Source organism: Lutimonas sp. (genome assembly GCF_051011215.1).
Classification (GTDB): Bacteria; Bacteroidota; Bacteroidia; order Flavobacteriales; family Flavobacteriaceae; genus Lutimonas.
In genome coordinates this window covers 1-18,717 of sequence record NZ_JBPCUJ010000160.1, presented here as the reverse complement: position 1 = coordinate 18,717, position 18,717 = coordinate 1, and the positions used below count along the sequence as shown (strand labels likewise).

The window sequence follows — 18,717 nt, the reverse complement described above, 5'->3', positions numbered from 1 at the left end:
GTTTTGTTCTAAGCAATTGGGTTCGGTTGGTGTTACTGTTGCTTTTTGGCTTTCAACTTCTCTTTCCTTGAAGAAAATAATCTTTTCAGATAGTATTTATCTGGGTATTAGCATCATTGCTTTCATGCAGCATGGGTTGCCATTTAAAATAGGTGGCAGAACGCCAGAGCCATTCAAGCGGTCCATACCTAAAAGTCTTTAACCAATATTTGCTGAAAAGAGTTTGGAAGATGATAATCAATATTCCAATTCCGAATAAATACACAGATCTTAGTTGCCCCAGATAGCCCAATCCCCAGCCAAAAAATAGAAAAGTTCCTATGACAGATTGAAAGAAGTAATTTGTCAGGGCCATTTTACCATAAGGAGCAAAGAATAAGAGCCTTTTTTCCCAGACTGGTTTTTGAAACAGCATTAGGAAACCACATAATAAAATACTTGCCATTGACATATTAAACCAATCCATAAAATTCATGCCTAGAAAAAATTGAAAAGAACTATTGTCAAAAGGTTGTGGCATGGTTGCAAATGTGATCATCATTACAGCCAAAGAAACCAACAAGGCCACAATGGACCAAAGCATCCATGTTTTGATTTTTTTAGAATAGCTCAGCAGGTTTTTAAACAAACCAATTTTACCCAGCCAAAGACCGATTAAAAAGTAACCAAACGTATAATAAAATCGTCCAAAAAAAGAAACTTGAAAATCTATTTTTGTCAGCATTCCATAGGTTGCATTGATCTTAAAGACCTCTGCAAGACTGCCATTTTGAATGACGTCAAAATAGTGTAAAATGGCCTCATTGTTATTATCCATAAAAGAATGAATGCCTGTGGCGCTTTCGGTTCCAAAAAGAAAGAATGCGATGAGCCTGGGGATTCCAAAAAATATGATGCCGGCTGTAATTAGGATGGCTTTGTTTGACATTCTATAAAATGGAATGATAAAGGGAGCTAAAACAGCATAAATAGTGAGAATATCGCCTCGATAGAATAATTGATGAACATATCCAATTAAAAATAATAAGACGGCTCTCCAAATAAAACGTTTTCCAAAGGCAATGTTTTTGCTCTCAGCTGATTGCATTTGTATGGCAAAACTCAGACCAAATAAGATAGAAAACAGGGCAAAAAATTTACCTGAAAAAAAAAGCTGAAGAAAGCCCTGAACAATTTGATCGGGCAGTCCATTCACTCCTTCCATAAAACCTTCGGGAGTTGGGCCTGCAATATATTGTTCTACAATATGCACCAATACGACGCCTGCAAGTGCGAATCCTCTCAAGGCATCTACGCTGTGAATTCTATTGTTTTGAATGGTAGTTGTCATGACCTGATATTTATTGAAAAGGGTTCAATAAATGGACGCTTTTCATGTTAATTTGTTACCAGATCCAGATGATTATTTTGAATAGTACCGTAAAAATTGCCTATTTAGTGTGTTTTTTGGATTTCCATAGATCAAATTCTTTCTGAATTTTTGGATCAGTCAAAGGATATAAACCTATAACAGCACTGCCTTCCTGAACTCTTTGCAGTACAAAATCTTCGTAAAGCGTCATGTTGATGCATTGTTCGGCAAGCTCTTCAGCAATCTCAATGGGAATTACAATAACACCATCAGCATCTCCAACGACAACATCACCTGGGAAAACTGCAACATCTCCGCAGGCAATCGGCACATCGATGTCTAAGGCCTCATGCAGGGTAAGGTTTGTTGGAGCTGATGCCCTGTTTTGAAAGGAAGAAAATGGTAATTCAGCAATTTCTGATGAGTCTCTAAAACCACCGTCAGTTACAATACCAGCCACACCTCTTTTCATGAGTCTTGTTACCAAGATAGAACCAGCTGAGGCAGCTCTGGCATTTTTTCGGCTGTCAATGACCATGACGTAATCCTTAGGGCAGGTTTCTACAGCGATGCGTTGGGGATGGTCGGGATTTCTGAAAACCTCGATTCCGTTTCTATCTTCACGGGCAGGAATATATCGTAAGGTAAAGGCTTGTCCTACCATCGTCTTTTCCTTGATTTTTAAGGGGTGGACATCTTGTATGAATTGATTTTTAAATCCAGCTTTAAAAAGAGCGGTTGCGATTGTTGCCGTACTTACCTTTTCTAATTTGGAGCGAGTTTTCTGTGATAATTGATGTTTCATTTTATGTTGAATAAATAATTTGTATTCTAAAAGGTTTGCATAGTTGGTAAATATACATATATTTGGTCAACCAATTTGGTAAACCAATTTTATAATTACAATATGAAACGATTTTTATTGATTTTTTTTACGATTTTATTTGTTTTTGCTGGACTGAGTTCTTTTGACATTGAAAGCGATAAAGGTCAGATTGTAAGAAATGTAGCTGAATTTGATGAAGCTGTTGATAATGCAACGCCGGGAACAAAAATTATTCTGGCAAATGGTGAATGGAACAATGTAGAATTGATTTTTGAAGGACAGGGGACGAAAAAAGATTCTATCGTTTTGACCGTTGAGTCGAAGGGGAAGGTTGTTTTAACCGGGAATTCTAACCTTAGGATAGCGGGATCTTTTTTGAAAGTGGAAGGCTTGGTTTTTAAAAATGGGTATACACCAACCAATGCTGTGATTTCATTCAGAAAAAGCAGAGATGAAATGGCTAATAATTCTCGTTTAACAGAATGTGTTATTGATAATTATAATAATCCCGAAAGACAGGTTCAGGATTATTGGGTGACCATTTATGGTAAAAACAATCGAATTGACCATAATCATATTGCTGGTAAAAAGAATTTGGGTGTTACTATGATTGTTGGTTTAGACACCAAAGAAAGTATTGAAAATAATCATAAAATAGATCATAATTATTTTGGACCACGCCCTACCTATGGAAATAATGGCGGAGAAACCCTTCGAATAGGAACCAGTCATAATGCATTAGAGAACTCGAATACGCTGGTTCAATCTAATTACTTTGACAGATGTAATGGTGAGCACGAAATCATTTCAAATAAATCATGTCAGAACGTTTTTAAATACAATACATTTTTTGAATGTACCGGTACATTAACAATGCGCCATGGAAATGAAACGCTGGTAGATGGAAATGTGTTTATTGGGAATGGAAAGCCAAGTACAGGTGGCGTTAGAGTGATTAATGAGACTCAAACAGTGATTAACAATTATCATATTGGGTTAACCGGATATCGCTTTAGAGGTGCCTTCGTGATGATGAACGGAGTTCCTAATTCACCTCCAAACAGATATGTACCAGTGATCGATTCAAAGGTGAATAATAATACTTTTATTAATTGTGACCATATTCAGTTGTGTGCCGGAAGTGATTCTGAAAGAAGTCAGGCACCAAGAACGTCTGAGATTTCCGGGAATATTTTTTATCATGACAGTAAGAATGATCTTTTTACAGTTTATGATGATATCAGTGGCATTTCTTTTAATGATAATCTTCTCAGTCAGAATGGAGAAACAAGTATAAAGGAAGGATTCGAAAATGTCGAAATGAAATTGGTAAAAAATGACCAGGGCTTTTTAATTCCACAGTCCGATAAAATAACACAGGATATTCTAATTAGTGAAGAAATAGCAACAAAAGAGAATACAGGAATCAGCTGGTATTCAAAAGCGGATGAAGGTGTTGCCCTAAATTCTGGAGAAGTTATAAAAGCTGCTCCAGGTATAAATACATTATTTGACATCGTCAATGAGTCTAAGCCTGGTGATATTATTGAATTAGAAGCAGGAGGGAGTTATTTGTTAACCAAAGCTGTGAAAGTAAAACATCCTCTTACGTTCAAGACATCCGGTGCAGAGAAAGCTACCATCTATTTTGAACGAATGATGGCTTTCGAAATTCAAAATGGAGGGAGTCTGTTTTTGGAAAATGTAGGTTTTGACGGGACTAAGTCTCCTGATTACGCAGGGAATTCTGTCATCAGTACCAGTAAAAAATCGATGATTGAAAACTATAAGTTATTCATAGACAACTGTGAATTTAAAGATATGGTTGTTAATCATTCTTTTGATGTATTGAGAGTATCTAAAGGAACATTTGCGGATACCATTAGTATTACCAATTCTACATTTACAAATATTTCGGGTCACATTGCTGCTCTGGATAAAGAAACAGATGATATCGGGGCCTATAATGTGGAATACTTTATCATGAAGAATAATACAGTTTCGAATTTACAGGGTGCTGCCTTAAGACTCTACAGAGGAGGACGAGATGAAAGTACCTTTGGTCCTTTTTTAGAAGTGGATCATAATGTATTTGATCAAGTTGGTTTTGGAAAGAAAAACAAATACAAATCGGCCATGTCTTTATATGGAGTTCAGGTTAATGAAATTCAGAACAACAACTTTTCGAACACAATGGGTTTAGAAATGCATCTGGTTGTAGGGGAGCCGATCGTGAATGTTTTTAATAATAATTATTATAAATCCGGTGAGATTAAGGTCACTGGAGATGAAAAATACACTGTTGAAAATTTGTATGATATAGAATCTACATACAAAGATGGAGGTTTTGAATTATCTGATGATTCGAAATTAAAAAACAAAGCAACAGATGGAACTGATATCGGAATTATTACTAAAAATTAAATATGAGATTAGGACGGATTAATACCATAGGATGGGCAATGATACTGCTTATTATCACTGTGTTTTCTTGTAAAGAAAAAAATGAATCAAATACGAACAAAGATACTAAGGACGGTTTAACCTTGGAGCATCCTAATTTAATATTGACTGTTCAGGGTGTTAAAGACATAAGAGCTCAGTTGGGAAGCGTTCCTATTTTTGACGCAACCCTCGCAAAGGTTAAAGAAGAGATTGATGCAGAAATTGCTTTGGGTATTGAAACACCGATCCCGGTTGATTATTCCGGAGGGTATACCCATGCAAGACATAAACGAAATTTTCTGGTATTGCAAAAGGCAGGAGTTTTATATCAAATTTTGGATGACGAAAAGTATGCAAAGTATGTAAAGGATATGTTGATGCAATATGAGGCCATGTATAAAACACTTCCGATTCATCCTAAAACAAGATCTTACGCCAGAGGGAAGTTGTTTTGGCAATGCTTGAATGATTCTAATTGGTTGGTATATGTAAGCCAGGCATATGATTGTATCTATAATTATTTGACCGAGGAAGAACGTCAAAAATTGGAAAACAATTTATTCAGACCTTTTGCAGACTATATTTCTATTGAGAATCCTCGTTTTTACAACAGGGTGCACAATCATAGTACCTGGGGCAATGCAGCTGTGGGAATGATTGGGTTGGCTATGAATGATGAAGAATTGATTCAACGCGCCCTGTACGGAATAGAAGAAGGTGATATTGATTACACCGAGAAAGATAATGATGGTGGATTTATTTATACAAAAGGAAAGGCTGGTTTTTTAGCAAATCTGGAAGAGCCTTTTTCACCTGATGGGTATTATACAGAGGGTCCTTATTATCAGCGATACGCTATGTATCCCTTTTTGATTTTTGCTGAAGGCCTTCAGAATGTAAGGCCAGATCTGAAAATTTTCGAATATAAAGATGGAGTGCTGTTAAAATCTGTCAATGCTTTATTGAATTTGTCGGATGCAAATGGTGAGTTTTTTCCGCTGAATGATGGTCAAAAAGGAATGTCTTACTATTCCAGGGAATTGGTAACAGCTGTAGACATAGCTTATCATCATGGAGATCAGGATCCAGGTTTGCTGAGTATAGCAAAAGAGCAGGGTCAGGTATTGCTTGATGATTCTGGATTTTCAGTGGCTTTAGGTATTAAAAATGGAAAAGAAGTACCATTTGTCAAAAAGTCAATTAACTTGTCAGATGGTTCTGATGGAAATCAGGGAGGAGTAGGTGTTCTAAGAAATCAAGATGTTGAACTGGTGTTTAAGTATGCTGCTCAAGGCTTAAGTCATGGTCATTATGACAAATTATCGTATTCTCTATATGAAAACGGAGATGAGATTATTCAAGATTATGGTTTGGCAAGATTTGTAAATATTGAGCAAAAAGGTGGAGGTAATTATTTAAAAGAGAATAAGACCTGGGCCAAACAGACTATTGCTCATAATACCATTACGCAAAATGAGGGAAGTCATTTTGGTGGTAAATATGAGATTGGAAGCAAACACCATTCTGAATTGTTCTTCTATGATGATTCAAATCAGGATGTACAAATAATTAGTGCCAAAGAATCTAATGCCTATCCGGGAACATCCATGCATAGAACCATGGCCTTGATAAATGATGAAGGTTTTGAAAAACCCTATCTCTTGGATATTATGAGAATAAAGGCGAGCCAAAGGAACCAATATGACCTGCCATATTACTTTATGGGCCAGGTTTTAAAAACTAATTTTGATTATTCAGTCCCTGAAGTTTTGAAGCCTCTTGGAGAAAAAAATGGTTACCAACATTTATTCCTTGAAGGTTCGACCAAAGTAGAAAACGGCAATAGTAAGTTGTCGTGGTTAAACTATAATAAGTTTTATACACTTACAACGGTAACTAACAATAATGACGAATTACTTTTTACTAGAATTGGAGCAAACGATCCGGATTTTAATTTGAGGAGGGATGCGGCGCTGATGCTAAGACGTAAGAATACGAAAAACACAATTTTTGTTTCTACAATAGAAGGACACGGAAGTTATAGTCCTGTGTCAGAATTCGCCCTAAATTCAAATAGTAGTATTACAGAATTAAAAGTTGTTAAAGATACTGATGAATATACAGCGATCTCGATAAGTCACGCAAATGGAACGACGAAATTGTTTATTACAGCAAATAAAAATTCCTCGAAAGAGGCAAAGCATACATTAAATATAGGTGAAGAGATTTTCGAATGGTCTGGACCGTATTTATTCAAATAGATTAATAATAAAATAATAGAAAAATGGAGCGATTTAGTGAAAAGTACATCATTGCAAAAGAATTGGAATGGGAACAGCTTGGAGGAGGTGTGTCAAGAAAGTTCTTGGGCTATGATAATCAAATCATGATGGTAAAAGTAAAATTTGACAAAGGAGCATTGGGTGCGCCGCATCAACATTTTCATACCCAGGCAACCTATTGTATTTCTGGTAAGTTTGAATTTGAAATTAATGGAGAAAAGAAGATTGTTGAAGCAGGAGATGGAGTTTACATTGAACCTAATCTATTGCATAGTGCAGTTTGCTTAGAAGAAGGAATGCTAATTGATACGTTTAGCCCTGTAAGAGAAGATTTCTTAAGTGGTGATGGAGTCTCCTATTTTGGAGATAAAAAGTAAGAAGATAAAATCCCTTTTACTTTTTTCTAAAGATGAGCAGTTTGAGTTGATTCTGAAAGTTTGGATGGAATCCTTACAGCTATTTTGAAATGTAATTTTGCAAGTCGGAAAGAGATAAATGAACAGTTTGATCTGAAATGTTAAGGTTTTGTGAAAGAAAATAAGTTTTCAGGCCAAAAAAATGTCAATATTGTTTTTTTAATTGGTAAAATAGTATATATTTGGTCAACCAAAGTGGTAAACCAGTTTGGAAAACCAAAAATAAGAATCAAAATTTACAACTCAAAAAAAGCAAAAAATCATGAAAACTTGACTCCACAAAAAAAAGGACAGGTGCACACCTATCCTTTCAGAAAAATTTACTTCGTGTCGAGGGAAGTAAAATTAAACATGTAATTACGGATAATCACATGCTTCTGCAAAAATACAAATTCTTTTTGGGATTTCAGAAAGTATGTTTTTATAAGGTAATAGACCAGAATAGATATCGAAGCGCGACCGCGTGAATGATATTTCATTGAATTTTATATAAGAACGTAACAAAATAATTATGAATTTTAAAACTAAATTAATATTAGTCGTAGTCTTACTTCTAAATATTCCTTTGTTTGCTCAGGACACTTATTCATTATCAGGAACAATTACATCCGAAGCGGATGGAACGCCGATTCCAGGTGCGAGTGTTTTGATTGTCAATACAACGGACGGTGTTATCACCGATTTTGACGGGAATTTTCAGATAGACGTAAAAAGTGGTGATCAGCTTAAGGTTTCATATCTGGGCTATGTATCACAAACTATAGTCATTGAAAGTCAAACAACTTTGACTGTTGCATTGGCAGAAGATCTTAACCAATTGGATGAAGTAGTGCTGATTGGATATGGTACACAGAAAAAATCACACTTAACAGGAGCAATTTCCAAGGTAACCAACGAGAGCCTTGATCAAATTGCTGTTCCTAGGGTTGATGATGCCTTAGTAGGACAAGTATCCGGTGTGAATATTCAGCAAACAAGTGGTGAGGCAGGTTCTGCACCAACCATTCGAATTAGGGGTAACGGATCTGTTACAGGTGTTCAGGGGCCGCTAATTGTAGTTGATGGAGCGATTGTTGATAATGATTTCCTTACCAACATGGATATGAATGATATCGAATCTTTTGAAGTATTAAAGGATGCGGCATCTGCAGCTATTTTTGGAGCAAGAGCTGGTAATGGTGTTATTCAGATTACTACAAAACAAGGAAAAGAAGGAAGAACCCGATTCAGTTTGAACCACTATACTGGTGTGAAATCTGCACATAAGAGTGATGCCTATTATTTTTCAGTAGAAGAGTGGGCAGCTATGGAATTAGCAGCAACGGGTGAATTATCTGATCAAACTCTTGTAAAGCAACAATTAGGTGTTGACCAGGATTGGCAGGATATTATTTTTGATGGAGGTGTTATTACAAATACAGCATTGAGTGTAAGAGGTGGTAGCGCTAAAACAAAATTTAGTACAGCATTGAGTTATTTACATGACGAAGGTGTTCTATTAACTGATGACTTTAAAAAGTATAACTTAAAACTTAGAGTTGATACAAAATTCAATGATAAGTTTTCAGCAGGTGTGAGTTTAACTCCTTCTTATTCAGATACAAGAAGAATGGATGGTTCTACTCATGATATCACAAGACAACCACCATGGTTGCCATTGTATCTTGATGAAAACACAATTCAGTTTGTGAACAGAATCAGAGATAATGGGAAGTATGCCGATGCTCAGGTTGGAGATTACGCTATTCAGAGAATGTTTGATGATTGGGATTTAGAGACTGGAATGCCAGTTGCTTCAGGTGGTACAGATATTAGTAACACTTCAAATACCAACCCTGGTGCAAAGGTACTGGAAAGAGAACGTACGGATAAAAAATTCAAATTGAATGGTAGCATGTACGGTCAATGGAATATCATTGATGGATTGAGTTTTAGAACAGCATTATCCGGAGATTTCCAGAATACGAGAAGACAAAGATGGCAAGGTGTATTGTCTAATAGAAATGGAGCTTCTGCAGCTTCAAATCAAGAGACGCAAGAGGAGCGTATCCACTTGATCTGGGACAATGTTCTTTCATATAATAAAACATTTAACGAGGTTCATGAATTAAGCGCAATAGCCGGTATTTCAGTAGAGAGTTTTGATTCTTATTTTTCAAGAATTGATGGTACGGGTTATGAATCAGATGATGTAAAGACCATTAGTGGTGCAGCAGTCATTTCAGACGCAACCTCTATGACTTGGCAAAAAAGACAACAGGCTTATTTCTTTAGAGCTAACTATGCATATAAAGACAAATATTTAGTTTCCGCTAGTTTCAGACAAGAAGGAAGTTCAATTTTTGGTCCTGATAATAAATATGGTAGTTTCCCTGCAATATCAGCGGGTTGGAATATCAGCAATGAGGATTTCCTAAGAGACAGCAAAGCCGTTAGTTACTTAAAGTTAAGAGTAAGTTATGGTATAACTGGTAATGACAGATTGAATACTGGTAATCAGAATCCAAATGTTTCAAGTGGTAACTTCAACCTTTCAACAGGAGACCTGTTAGTAGATAACTATCCTTCATATGCCTTACTTACTACAGGTACTGCCATTGTAAACGGAACTAAAGTGACTGGTATCAGCGCACAAAACATTGCAAACAGTCAGTTACAATGGGAACAATCAGTAGAGATTAACCCAGGTATTGATTTTGGTTTCATAAACAATAGAATTACAGGTTCATTCGAATACTATAACAGAACAAGTAGTCAGTTATTATTGAACAATGATATTTCAAGTACTACAGGTTTTGTGGAAGCTTTGGTGAATATTGGTAAAGTAGAGAATCAGGGTGTGGAATTTGAATTGAGAACAAAGAATATTGTTCAGGATAATTTCTCTTGGTCTTCACAGGTAATTATGTCTCATAATGAGAATACCTTAAAAGATTTTGCTGATTCAAACGGAAACATTACAAATGTTGACTCTAAAAGAGCTGCAGAATGGATCAACTTGGAAGGAAATCCAATTTCATCTTTTTATGGTTGGGTAGTTGACAGAGATATTCCTTTAGAATATATCAACAATCCTTGGCATCCAATTGGTGCAGAAGCACAAGATGTTTATGTAAGAGATTTAAATGGTGATGGATTAATTGATGATGACGATAAAACAATTCTTGGAGATCCTTACCCAGACTTTATCTGGAGTTTTACAAACACGTTTAAATTAAATGATTTTGATTTAAGCTTTATGTTCCAGGGAAGCCATGGTGCTAAAATCAGAAACATGGGTGATCAATACATTTTTAATCACTTTAATAGTCGTCAAGATTTTGATCCAGCAATAACTCCTGATCAAGGATTTATCAAGCAAAAGATCTTTACAGATGATATCATTCAGGATGCTTCATATGTGTCTTTAAGAAATGTAAATCTTGGATATAATTTCCCTGACAGATGGACTACTCAAGGTAGTGTTTTCTCAGGAGGAAGAATATATGTATCTGGCCAAAACTTATTGTATTGGAGAGCAGATGATTATACAGGTTACAATCCAGAGTCGATAGACAATACCAGTTCTACGGCATATGGTTATCAGAGAGCAGGTGCGCCAGTTTATAGCACTGTATCATTAGGATTTAACCTGCAGTTTTAATTTAACCAATAATATATAATATTATGAAACTAATAAAAAATTTAACGTTATTGTTATTAGCGGTTTACGTGTCTTCTTGTGAAGATTTTTTATCGCCCGAACCAACAGCAGCTGTTGATGCGAGCTCTTATTACACAAATGACCAGGAATTACAGTCGGCTGTTAATAATATGTATGATGGACTTCAAGGTATCAATGATACCAGGTCTGAAAGTAATCACGGAACTCAGGTTGAGTATCAGGTGACTGAAATGAGAAGTGACAACACGAGAACTAAGGCCAGTGAAGGTGAGCCGGCACAGTTCGAAAGTTTTTCTGTTGAATCGACAAATGGTGTCGTATATGACTACTATAGAAGTTCTTATGATGTAATTTTCAGAGCGAACACAGTTTTAGAAAATTTAGAAGCGGCAAGCGACGAAGCAAGAGGTACCTTTGAAGGTGAAGCAAAGTTTGTCAGAGCCTACACCTATTTTAATTTAGTAAGATTATGGGGACCGATTCCTTTAGTAGATAGAGTAATTGCTATCTCTGATGAAGATGTTCAATACACAAGAGTGGATGCTGCAACAGTATACAGTTTAATCATTTCTGATTTACAAACGGCTATTGCGAATTTGGATAATTCAAATTTCGGTAGAGCCTCAAAAGCATCAGCTGAAGCATTATTAGCTAAGGTACATTTGACGAGAGGGAATTATGGCGATGCCAGAATTTTATTGGAATCTGTAATGTCAAGTGGATTTGAATTGGAAGATAATTTTAAGGACGTTTTCTATAATGAAAGAAATGGTGAGATTATTTTTGCAATCGAGTATGTAGGCGATGATTCACAAGACAGTCAAAACTTCTCAGCAGAGTGGTTGAATGCTGTTGGTAGATCTTCAGGGTTGAACTATGTAACAAACGAAGCTGTTGAAGCTTTGAATATGTACGGAGGAGACAGAACTATTTATTCTTATAGAATTGATTCTGATCAGCCTACTCAAAATCAGGTTGTAAAGTATCTTCCAAATGGAGACGATGCTTTAGGTATTGATCCTACTTCCGGAGATCCTACTTTGGCAGGAAACGACTGGATCGTGATGCGTTACGCAGACGTTTTGTTAATGCATGTTGAAGCTATCATGGCCGGTGGTGCCAGTACAGCTGATCCTGCAGCCTTGTCTTCTTTCCAGGCGGTTAGAGATAGAGCTGGCTTAACCGATGCAGTTGCAAGTGTTACAAAAGAAGAATTATTAAACGAAAGAAGGGTAGAACTTGCTTTCGAGAACCAGCGATGGTATGACCTTTTACGTTTTGATGTTGGCTATGGCATTTTAGAGAAGTTTGCGGCAGATAACGGATACGGATTTAGTGCAACAGATCTATTATTACCTTTTCCTCAAAGAGAGATTAATTTAGGTGGTGGTATGTTAGAGCAGAATCCTGGTTATTAATATCAGTATTAATTATAAAAATAGAATTATGAATTATATGATAAACATAAAGAACCTGATCAATACCAAGGTGTTGATGGGTTTAGCAGTGGCGGCAACATTTTCTTTGTCCTCATGCTCTGATTTTGAATTACCGGAAGCAGGTTCAATACCTGATTTAACGCCTCCATCAGCAGCTTTTGGAGCAACGGTAAGTCCTGAAAATAATCTGCAGGTAAATTTTGCGAATCTGTCTTCAAGTGCGACAGATTATGTATGGGAGTTTGGTGATGGAAACACTTCAACCAGTAAAGATGCTTCCAATACATATCCTGATATAGGACAGTACACAGTTACATTAACTGCTTCTGATAAATTAGGTGCAACAAGTACTACAAGTCAAATTGTGGTCGTTGAGGAACAGAAAGCAATTGTACCGATCGTACAGGAATCTGGATTTGAAGATGGTACATTACCTGATGGATCTGGAGATGGACGTGATTCTTGGAGAAATGATTTGGGAGGAGTAATTCAGATTACTAGTTCTCCGGTTTACCAAGGTGAGCAGGCAGCGAAATTCCCGTCAGCAGGAGATAGAGTTGGTTATCAAGCCTTAACAGTTTCAGCGAATACTGATTATGTAGTAACCTATTACTATACGATGAAAGAAAGTGGAGATGGTTCTATGAACGTAGCCATTCTTTCTGGAGGTATCACTGATCTTGATCAGGCCGAAGCAGCTACTATCATTAAAGAAGAAGGTAAAGATCAAGCTGATGCCAATACATATACAAAAGTTGACCTTCGCTTTAATACTGGAGATACGACAACAATTGCGATTTTGATGACCAATGTTGGGGTAGAATCCAGAGTGGACGAAGTTTCAATAGCATTAGCAGAATAAGAATATTTAGGTAATTGATATGAAATTTGATCTTAAAATTTGTTGTATGTTTTTGGCATTGATTTTTGCTGCCCCTGTAATGAATGCACAGGAGACAGCTGAAAAAACAAAGACTAAACAGAAAAAAAAGCGCAAAAATAAATACAAATTACCGGATATAGATTTAAGTCACTGGAAGGTAACCATTCCCGCAGGCGATCCTGCGGAAGTGGAACCTCCAGAGATTTTAGACTATGCGACCAATGAGACCCTCAAAAAATACATGTATAATGACTCTGTAAGAGGAACGCTTGTATTTTATGCAGAACCCGCAGCAACTACAGCCAATACAAAATATTCCAGATCAGAATTGCGAGAGCAAATAGAACCTGGCAATAATAATGTGAACTGGACCTTTAAAGAGGGTGGTAAAATGAAAGGCCGTCTGGTCATGGGTAATGTTTCTCAGGCCAAGGATGGCAAGTACCATAAGGTGATGATTATGCAGATTCATGGACGTTTGACGAACGAACAACGAGACTTGATCGGGCAAAAGGATAATAATGCACCACCAATTCTTAAAATCTATTGGGATAATGGTAAGGTACGAGTTAAAACAAAACAACTAAAAGACCTTTCCATGTCGGATACAGAGATTTTGAAAACAGGTTCCTGGAAAGACGATAAAGGCTTTAATTTTGATGAAAAGGTTGATTTCAGACCTTTTACACTGGAAGTTAAGGTGTCAGAAGGAAAACTGGTTGTTGGTCTTAATAACAGCCAATATAAGGTGTATGATGATATACATATAGAGAAGTGGGGCGTATTTGAAAACTATTTTAAAGCTGGTAATTATTTCCAGACCAGAGATGAAGGCGCTTTTGCTGAGGTTAAATATTTTGAATTAGAAGTAAGTCATTAAGAATTGATGTTGAAAAAGGAGATTTTACATAGCGTTAAAGTAACAGCCATTTCGATCTTTGGTTTTATAATTGTGAGTTGTCAGGGCGAAGAAGACCCGGTAATTCCAGTTATTGAGGAATTACCCGAAGAGACGAATCCTGTTGATGAAACTCCTGAGGAAGTTACTTATTTACTGCCTGATATAGATCTGAGTCACTGGAAGGTTACCCTCCCTATCGGAAGACCAACGGAGGTATATCCACCGGAGATTTTGAATTATGCAGAAAGTGATTTGTTAAAACCTTTTATGTACAATGATTCTATTGATGGTTCACTTGTATTTTATACATACCCTGGCGCATCTACGGCAAACTCTTCTTATTCAAGATCTGAGTTAAGAGAATTGATGGATCCAGATGATTTAAGTAAGAACTGGACTTTCGCAGAAGGTGGCAAGATGAAAGGGACCTTAGCCTTAGATGAGATTTCAAAGGAAAGTGATGGAGATTATCACCGAACTATCGTCATGCAGATCCATGGCAGGTTGTCAAATGATCAGCGGGACATGATAGGGGCCAAGGATAATAATGCACCTCCCATTTTGAAGATTTATTGGCACAAAGGCTATATAAGAGTAAAGAGTAAGTACCTTAAGGATAAAAATGCGACCCTCCAAGAAATGCTGCACACTGATGCATGGGGAGATGATGCGGGATACAATTTTGACACTTATGTTGGATTTGATCCTTTCACATTGGAAATTATTGCATCGACAGGTAAGATGGAAATCATTTTAAATGAATCGGAAACCTATGTGATAGAGAATGAGGATATGCAGAAATGGGGTGTCTTTGAAAATTATTTTAAAGCTGGAAATTATTTGGCTTCTAAAGATGAAGGATCATTTGCCAAAGTAAAGTATTATGAATTGGAAGTTCAGCATTAGTTGGCGAAAAATGATTCAAAAAAGTTGGGTAAATAGTCCAACATTAATTGAAAAGTTAAAAAGAATAGTATTAGATTGATTATTTGAGTAATTTGAGAATGAGTCTGTTGAATTTACTGGTTTCCCATTAACCAGTAAGTTCAGGACTTTTCAAGAAGAACTAATAAATTTGCTTAAATTTAGAAAATAATTTTTCAGTAGAAATTAACGAAAAAGACAAAATGAATTTAGAAATAATAGAAAAATCCGAAAGTTCAGAAGTTCAGGACGCCATTATAGTCAAAATCAAGGAACTGATCAATTTGAAGAATTTAGAACCTGGTGATAAATTGCCTTCTGAAAGAATGATGTCTGAAAAATTTGGAGTGACCAGAAGTAATATTCGTGAGGCCATTCAAAAATTAGAATTTTATGGGATTTTGAAGTCAATTCCTCAGAGCGGTACTTTTGTTGCAAATATCGGAGTGATTGCGATGAATGGAATGATTGATGATATTTTGCAATTAAAAAAGCCGGATTTTAAATCCTTGGTAGAAACCAGAATTTTATTGGAATTAAAATCAGTTCGACTAGCAGCTTTAAGAAGGACTGAAGGAGAGTTAAAGCAGATTAAGAATGCCTTAAATGCTTTTGCAGAAAAAGTACTCAAAGGAGAAGATGCCGTTCAGGAGGATTTATTGTTTCATTTAGCAATTGCAAATGCCTCAGGAAATAGCACACTCAATACGTTTATGCTGAAAATTACTCCTGAAATCATCACTAATTTTGAGAGATATCACGTATGTGATGATGACCAGGCTCAGAAAGGAATCAAAGAACATCAGGATATTTATGAAGCTATTGAGCAGCAGAATCCTAAAAAAGCGAAAGACAAAATGAAGAAACATTTTGAGGCTTTATATACCTACTGCTATCATTCATAACTGAAGTAAAAATTTACTGATTATGGAAGTGCACAATTCCAGTATCGGTTAAAATTGAAGAGAGGGAAGTATTACTTGCACAGAAGCGCAATGCTTAATAAACTTAGAATAAACACTGAAAGTTTTAAGTAATTACTGCGGTACAAAAGAGTAATATTTATTGTAGAAATCAAGTTAAGGACAGAGGTCCTTACATTAAGTAATTATGCATTTTATGCATGGTTTTGTAAAATTAAACAGATGAAAATAAAAGGTTTAAGATGGTGGGTCATTGGCCTGATTGCTCTGGCAACAGTGATTAATTATATAGACAGACAAGCTTTAGTAGTGTTGTGGCCAAGTATAGCAGAAGACCTATATCCTGATAAATCAATGACCGAAAGAAAAGAAATTTATGCCCTGATATCAGTGGTGTTTATGTTTTCATACGCTTTTGGGCAATCTATTTTCGGGAAGATATTTGATAAAGTAGGTACGCGAATAGGATTTGTTTTGTCCATTGGGTTTTGGTCAATTTCTACTGCTTTGCATGCCTTTGCAAAAGGGGTCGTAAGTTTTTCAATTTTCAGAGCTTTGCTCGGAGTTTCTGAGGCTGGTAACTGGCCTGGCGCAGCTAAAGGGAATGCAGAATGGTTTCCTATAAAAGAGAGAGCATTTGCTCAGGGTTTGTTTAACTCTGGAGCCGCCATTGGAGGAATTGTTGCTATTCCTACAATCGCCTTCCTGACCATCTATTTCAGTTGGCAATTGATATTTGTGATCATTGGTTTAATTGGTCTGCTTTGGTTAATACCTTGGTTAATTCTGGTAAAAGCACCACCTAAAAAACATCCTTGGCTAACAGAAGAAGAAAGAATATATATACTTGAAGGTCAGCAAGAAGAAAAACAAGAATCAGTTCAGAATTTGGATGAATACAACCCTCCAGTGGGAGAATTACTTTCGCGTAAACAAAGTTGGGGTGTTATTATTGCTTCTGCAGCTATAGATCCGATCTGGTGGTTATTTGTATTCTGGATTCCAATTTACCTGTCTGAGGTTTACAATATGGATGTAAAAGCTATAGGTATCTATGGCTGGGTCCCTTATGTGGGTGCCATGCTCGGAGCCTGGTTTGGTGGCTTATTGGCACAAAACAGGATAAAAGCAGGATGGAATGTTAATAGAACTCGTAAGATGGTAATTACATTAGGATGTGTCATTATGCTGCCAGCCTTATTAGCCTTGTCTAATCCCGGATCCCCAATTGCAGCCGTATTGATTATGGCAGCGGTTCTATTTGGATTCCAAACGGCCATTGGTAATGTTCAAACTCTGCCAAGTGACTTGTATGGGAAAAAGACAGTAGGGACACTTTCTGGTTTTGCCGGTACAGCTGCAAAATTAACAGGTGCCGGATTGGTTTCTTTGGTACCTATGTTAACTGTTGGAGGTAATTATACTCCTGCCTTTATAATAGGAGCGGCTTTGGCATTTATAGTAATTGCGAGTGTATGGATTTTAATTCCTACCATCGAGCAACTGAAACCAAAAAGTAAATAATTTTGAAATAAGTTAAAAAAATTGATAATAAAATAAATTAAATAAAAATGAGTAATCAAGGTAAAATAGCTGTTGTTACAGGTGCAACTGGTGGAATCGGTTTTCAAGTAGCAAAAAGATTAGGCGAAGATGGTTATACTGTTGTTTTAAATGGTATAGAAGACGAAATCGGAGCGGAAAGAGTGAAAGAATTAGCAGCATTAGGAATATCGGCAGAGTATTATGGATTTGACGTTACTAATGAAGAAGCTGTAACTTCGAATATTACTGCTATCGGGGAAAAATATGGTAAGATTGATGCATTGATAAATAATGCAGGTGGTTTAGGCGGCAGATCCAGATTTGAAGAAATGACAACTGAATTTTACAGATTTGTCATGGCATTGAATCTTGATTCAACTTTTTTTGCGTCAAGAGCAGCAATTCCATATTTAAAGAAAGGAGAGAAGGCATCTATCATTAACTATACGTCTATAGCAGGTTGGAATGCCGGAGGTCCGGGAGCTGGAATTTATGGTACGTCAAAAGCAGGGGTTCAGGCAATTACAAGAGCCTTGGCAAAAGACTTGGCTGAGTATGGTATTCGAGTGAATGCGGTATCTCCCGGTACAATTGATACACCATTCCATGCACAGATTAAATCAACAAAACCAGAGGTATTTGCATCTTGGAAGAATAATATTTTGTTGGGAAGATTAGGTCAGCCAGAAGATGTAGCTTCAGTCGTTTCTTTTTTAGTGAGCGATGATGCTGCTTTCTTAACGGCAGAAACCATTCAGATTACAGGTGGCCAGGGTCTGGGAATTTAAAAATTTGAAAATAAGAAAAGGTTTAGATTTTTTCAGAACTAATAAAAACAGCTATATTTAATTAGGATTGTTCTAAGTAGATATTAAAGATAATATATTCAAAAATGAGTAAAGTAGTAACATTTGGAGAGATTATGCTACGATTAGCACCTCCAGGTTTTTTAAGATTTTCACAGGCGAATCAGTTCGATGCGATTTATGGAGGAGGAGAATCAAATGTGGCGGTTTCACTTGCTAATTATGGAGTCTCAGTAGACTTTGTAACGAGGTTGCCAAAAAATGATATTGGTGAATGTGCCATGATGGAGATGCGTAAGCGCGGAGTAAGTG

The 18,717-nt window shown here is 36.5% G+C and carries 14 protein-coding genes; 12 read left to right on the top strand and 2 right to left on the bottom strand.

Translation table 11 applies throughout. The features are described 5' to 3' along the window. Window positions 1–85: 85 nt before the first annotated feature. Both ACR2MV_RS15245 and ACR2MV_RS15240 read right to left on the bottom strand, forming a co-directional pair. Window positions 86–1,330, bottom strand: coding sequence for a DUF418 domain-containing protein (locus tag ACR2MV_RS15245; protein ID WP_434023015.1), 1,245 nt, complete (start codon window positions 1,328–1,330; stop codon window positions 86–88). A 100-nt stretch (window positions 1,331–1,430) separates the two neighbouring features. After that, window positions 1,431–2,156, bottom strand: a complete 726-nt coding sequence (locus ACR2MV_RS15240; RefSeq protein WP_434023013.1) for a ribonuclease activity regulator RraA — start codon at window positions 2,154–2,156, stop codon at window positions 1,431–1,433. Between the two features lie 102 nt (window positions 2,157–2,258). Here ACR2MV_RS15240 and ACR2MV_RS15235 point away from each other — a divergent pair, with 102 nt between their 5' ends. From ACR2MV_RS15235 to ACR2MV_RS15180, 12 genes are all read left to right on the top strand, one after another. Next, a complete protein-coding gene (locus ACR2MV_RS15235) occupies window positions 2,259–4,601 on the top strand; it encodes a polysaccharide lyase 6 family protein (RefSeq protein ID WP_434023011.1) in 2,343 nt (780 codons plus the stop codon). A gap of 2 nt (window positions 4,602–4,603) precedes the next feature. Then, window positions 4,604–6,883 carry an alginate lyase family protein gene (locus ACR2MV_RS15230; RefSeq protein WP_434023009.1) on the top strand — a complete coding sequence of 760 codons (2,280 nt, stop codon included), beginning with the start codon at window positions 4,604–4,606 and terminating at the stop codon, window positions 6,881–6,883. A 23-nt stretch (window positions 6,884–6,906) separates the two neighbouring features. Beyond that, the gene (locus tag ACR2MV_RS15225) at window positions 6,907–7,281 is read left to right on the top strand and encodes a cupin domain-containing protein (RefSeq protein WP_434023008.1); all 375 of its coding nucleotides are present in this window, start codon (window positions 6,907–6,909) and stop codon (window positions 7,279–7,281) included. Between the two features lie 550 nt (window positions 7,282–7,831). After that, complete coding sequence (locus tag ACR2MV_RS15220; RefSeq protein ID WP_434023006.1) at window positions 7,832–10,963, top strand: SusC/RagA family TonB-linked outer membrane protein; 3,132 nt, start codon at window positions 7,832–7,834, stop codon at window positions 10,961–10,963. 23 nt (window positions 10,964–10,986) lie between these two features. Beyond that, window positions 10,987–12,402, top strand: a complete 1,416-nt coding sequence (locus ACR2MV_RS15215) for a RagB/SusD family nutrient uptake outer membrane protein (RefSeq protein ID WP_434023005.1) — start codon at window positions 10,987–10,989, stop codon at window positions 12,400–12,402. 28 nt (window positions 12,403–12,430) lie between these two features. After that, on the top strand, window positions 12,431–13,285 hold the full coding sequence (locus ACR2MV_RS15210; RefSeq protein ID WP_434023003.1) for a PKD domain-containing protein: 855 nt from the start codon (window positions 12,431–12,433) through the stop codon (window positions 13,283–13,285). Between the two features lie 46 nt (window positions 13,286–13,331). Beyond that, entirely contained in the window at window positions 13,332–14,186 is an 855-nt protein-coding gene (locus ACR2MV_RS15205) for a polysaccharide lyase family 7 protein (protein ID WP_434023002.1), read from the top strand. 6 nt (window positions 14,187–14,192) lie between these two features. Beyond that, window positions 14,193–15,113, top strand: a complete 921-nt coding sequence (locus ACR2MV_RS15200; RefSeq protein WP_434023001.1) for a polysaccharide lyase family 7 protein — start codon at window positions 14,193–14,195, stop codon at window positions 15,111–15,113. 221 nt (window positions 15,114–15,334) lie between these two features. Next, the gene (locus ACR2MV_RS15195) at window positions 15,335–16,036 is read left to right on the top strand and encodes a FadR/GntR family transcriptional regulator (protein ID WP_434022999.1); all 702 of its coding nucleotides are present in this window, start codon (window positions 15,335–15,337) and stop codon (window positions 16,034–16,036) included. A 240-nt stretch (window positions 16,037–16,276) separates the two neighbouring features. Next, on the top strand, window positions 16,277–17,578 hold the full coding sequence (locus ACR2MV_RS15190; RefSeq protein WP_434022998.1) for an MFS transporter: 1,302 nt from the start codon (window positions 16,277–16,279) through the stop codon (window positions 17,576–17,578). Between the two features lie 47 nt (window positions 17,579–17,625). Further along, complete coding sequence (locus ACR2MV_RS15185; RefSeq protein WP_434022997.1) at window positions 17,626–18,387, top strand: SDR family NAD(P)-dependent oxidoreductase; 762 nt, start codon at window positions 17,626–17,628, stop codon at window positions 18,385–18,387. Window positions 18,388–18,491: 104 nt separating this feature from the next. Further along, a partial coding sequence (locus tag ACR2MV_RS15180) for a PfkB family carbohydrate kinase (protein WP_434022996.1) occupies window positions 18,492–18,717 on the top strand: 226 nt, incomplete at its 3' end.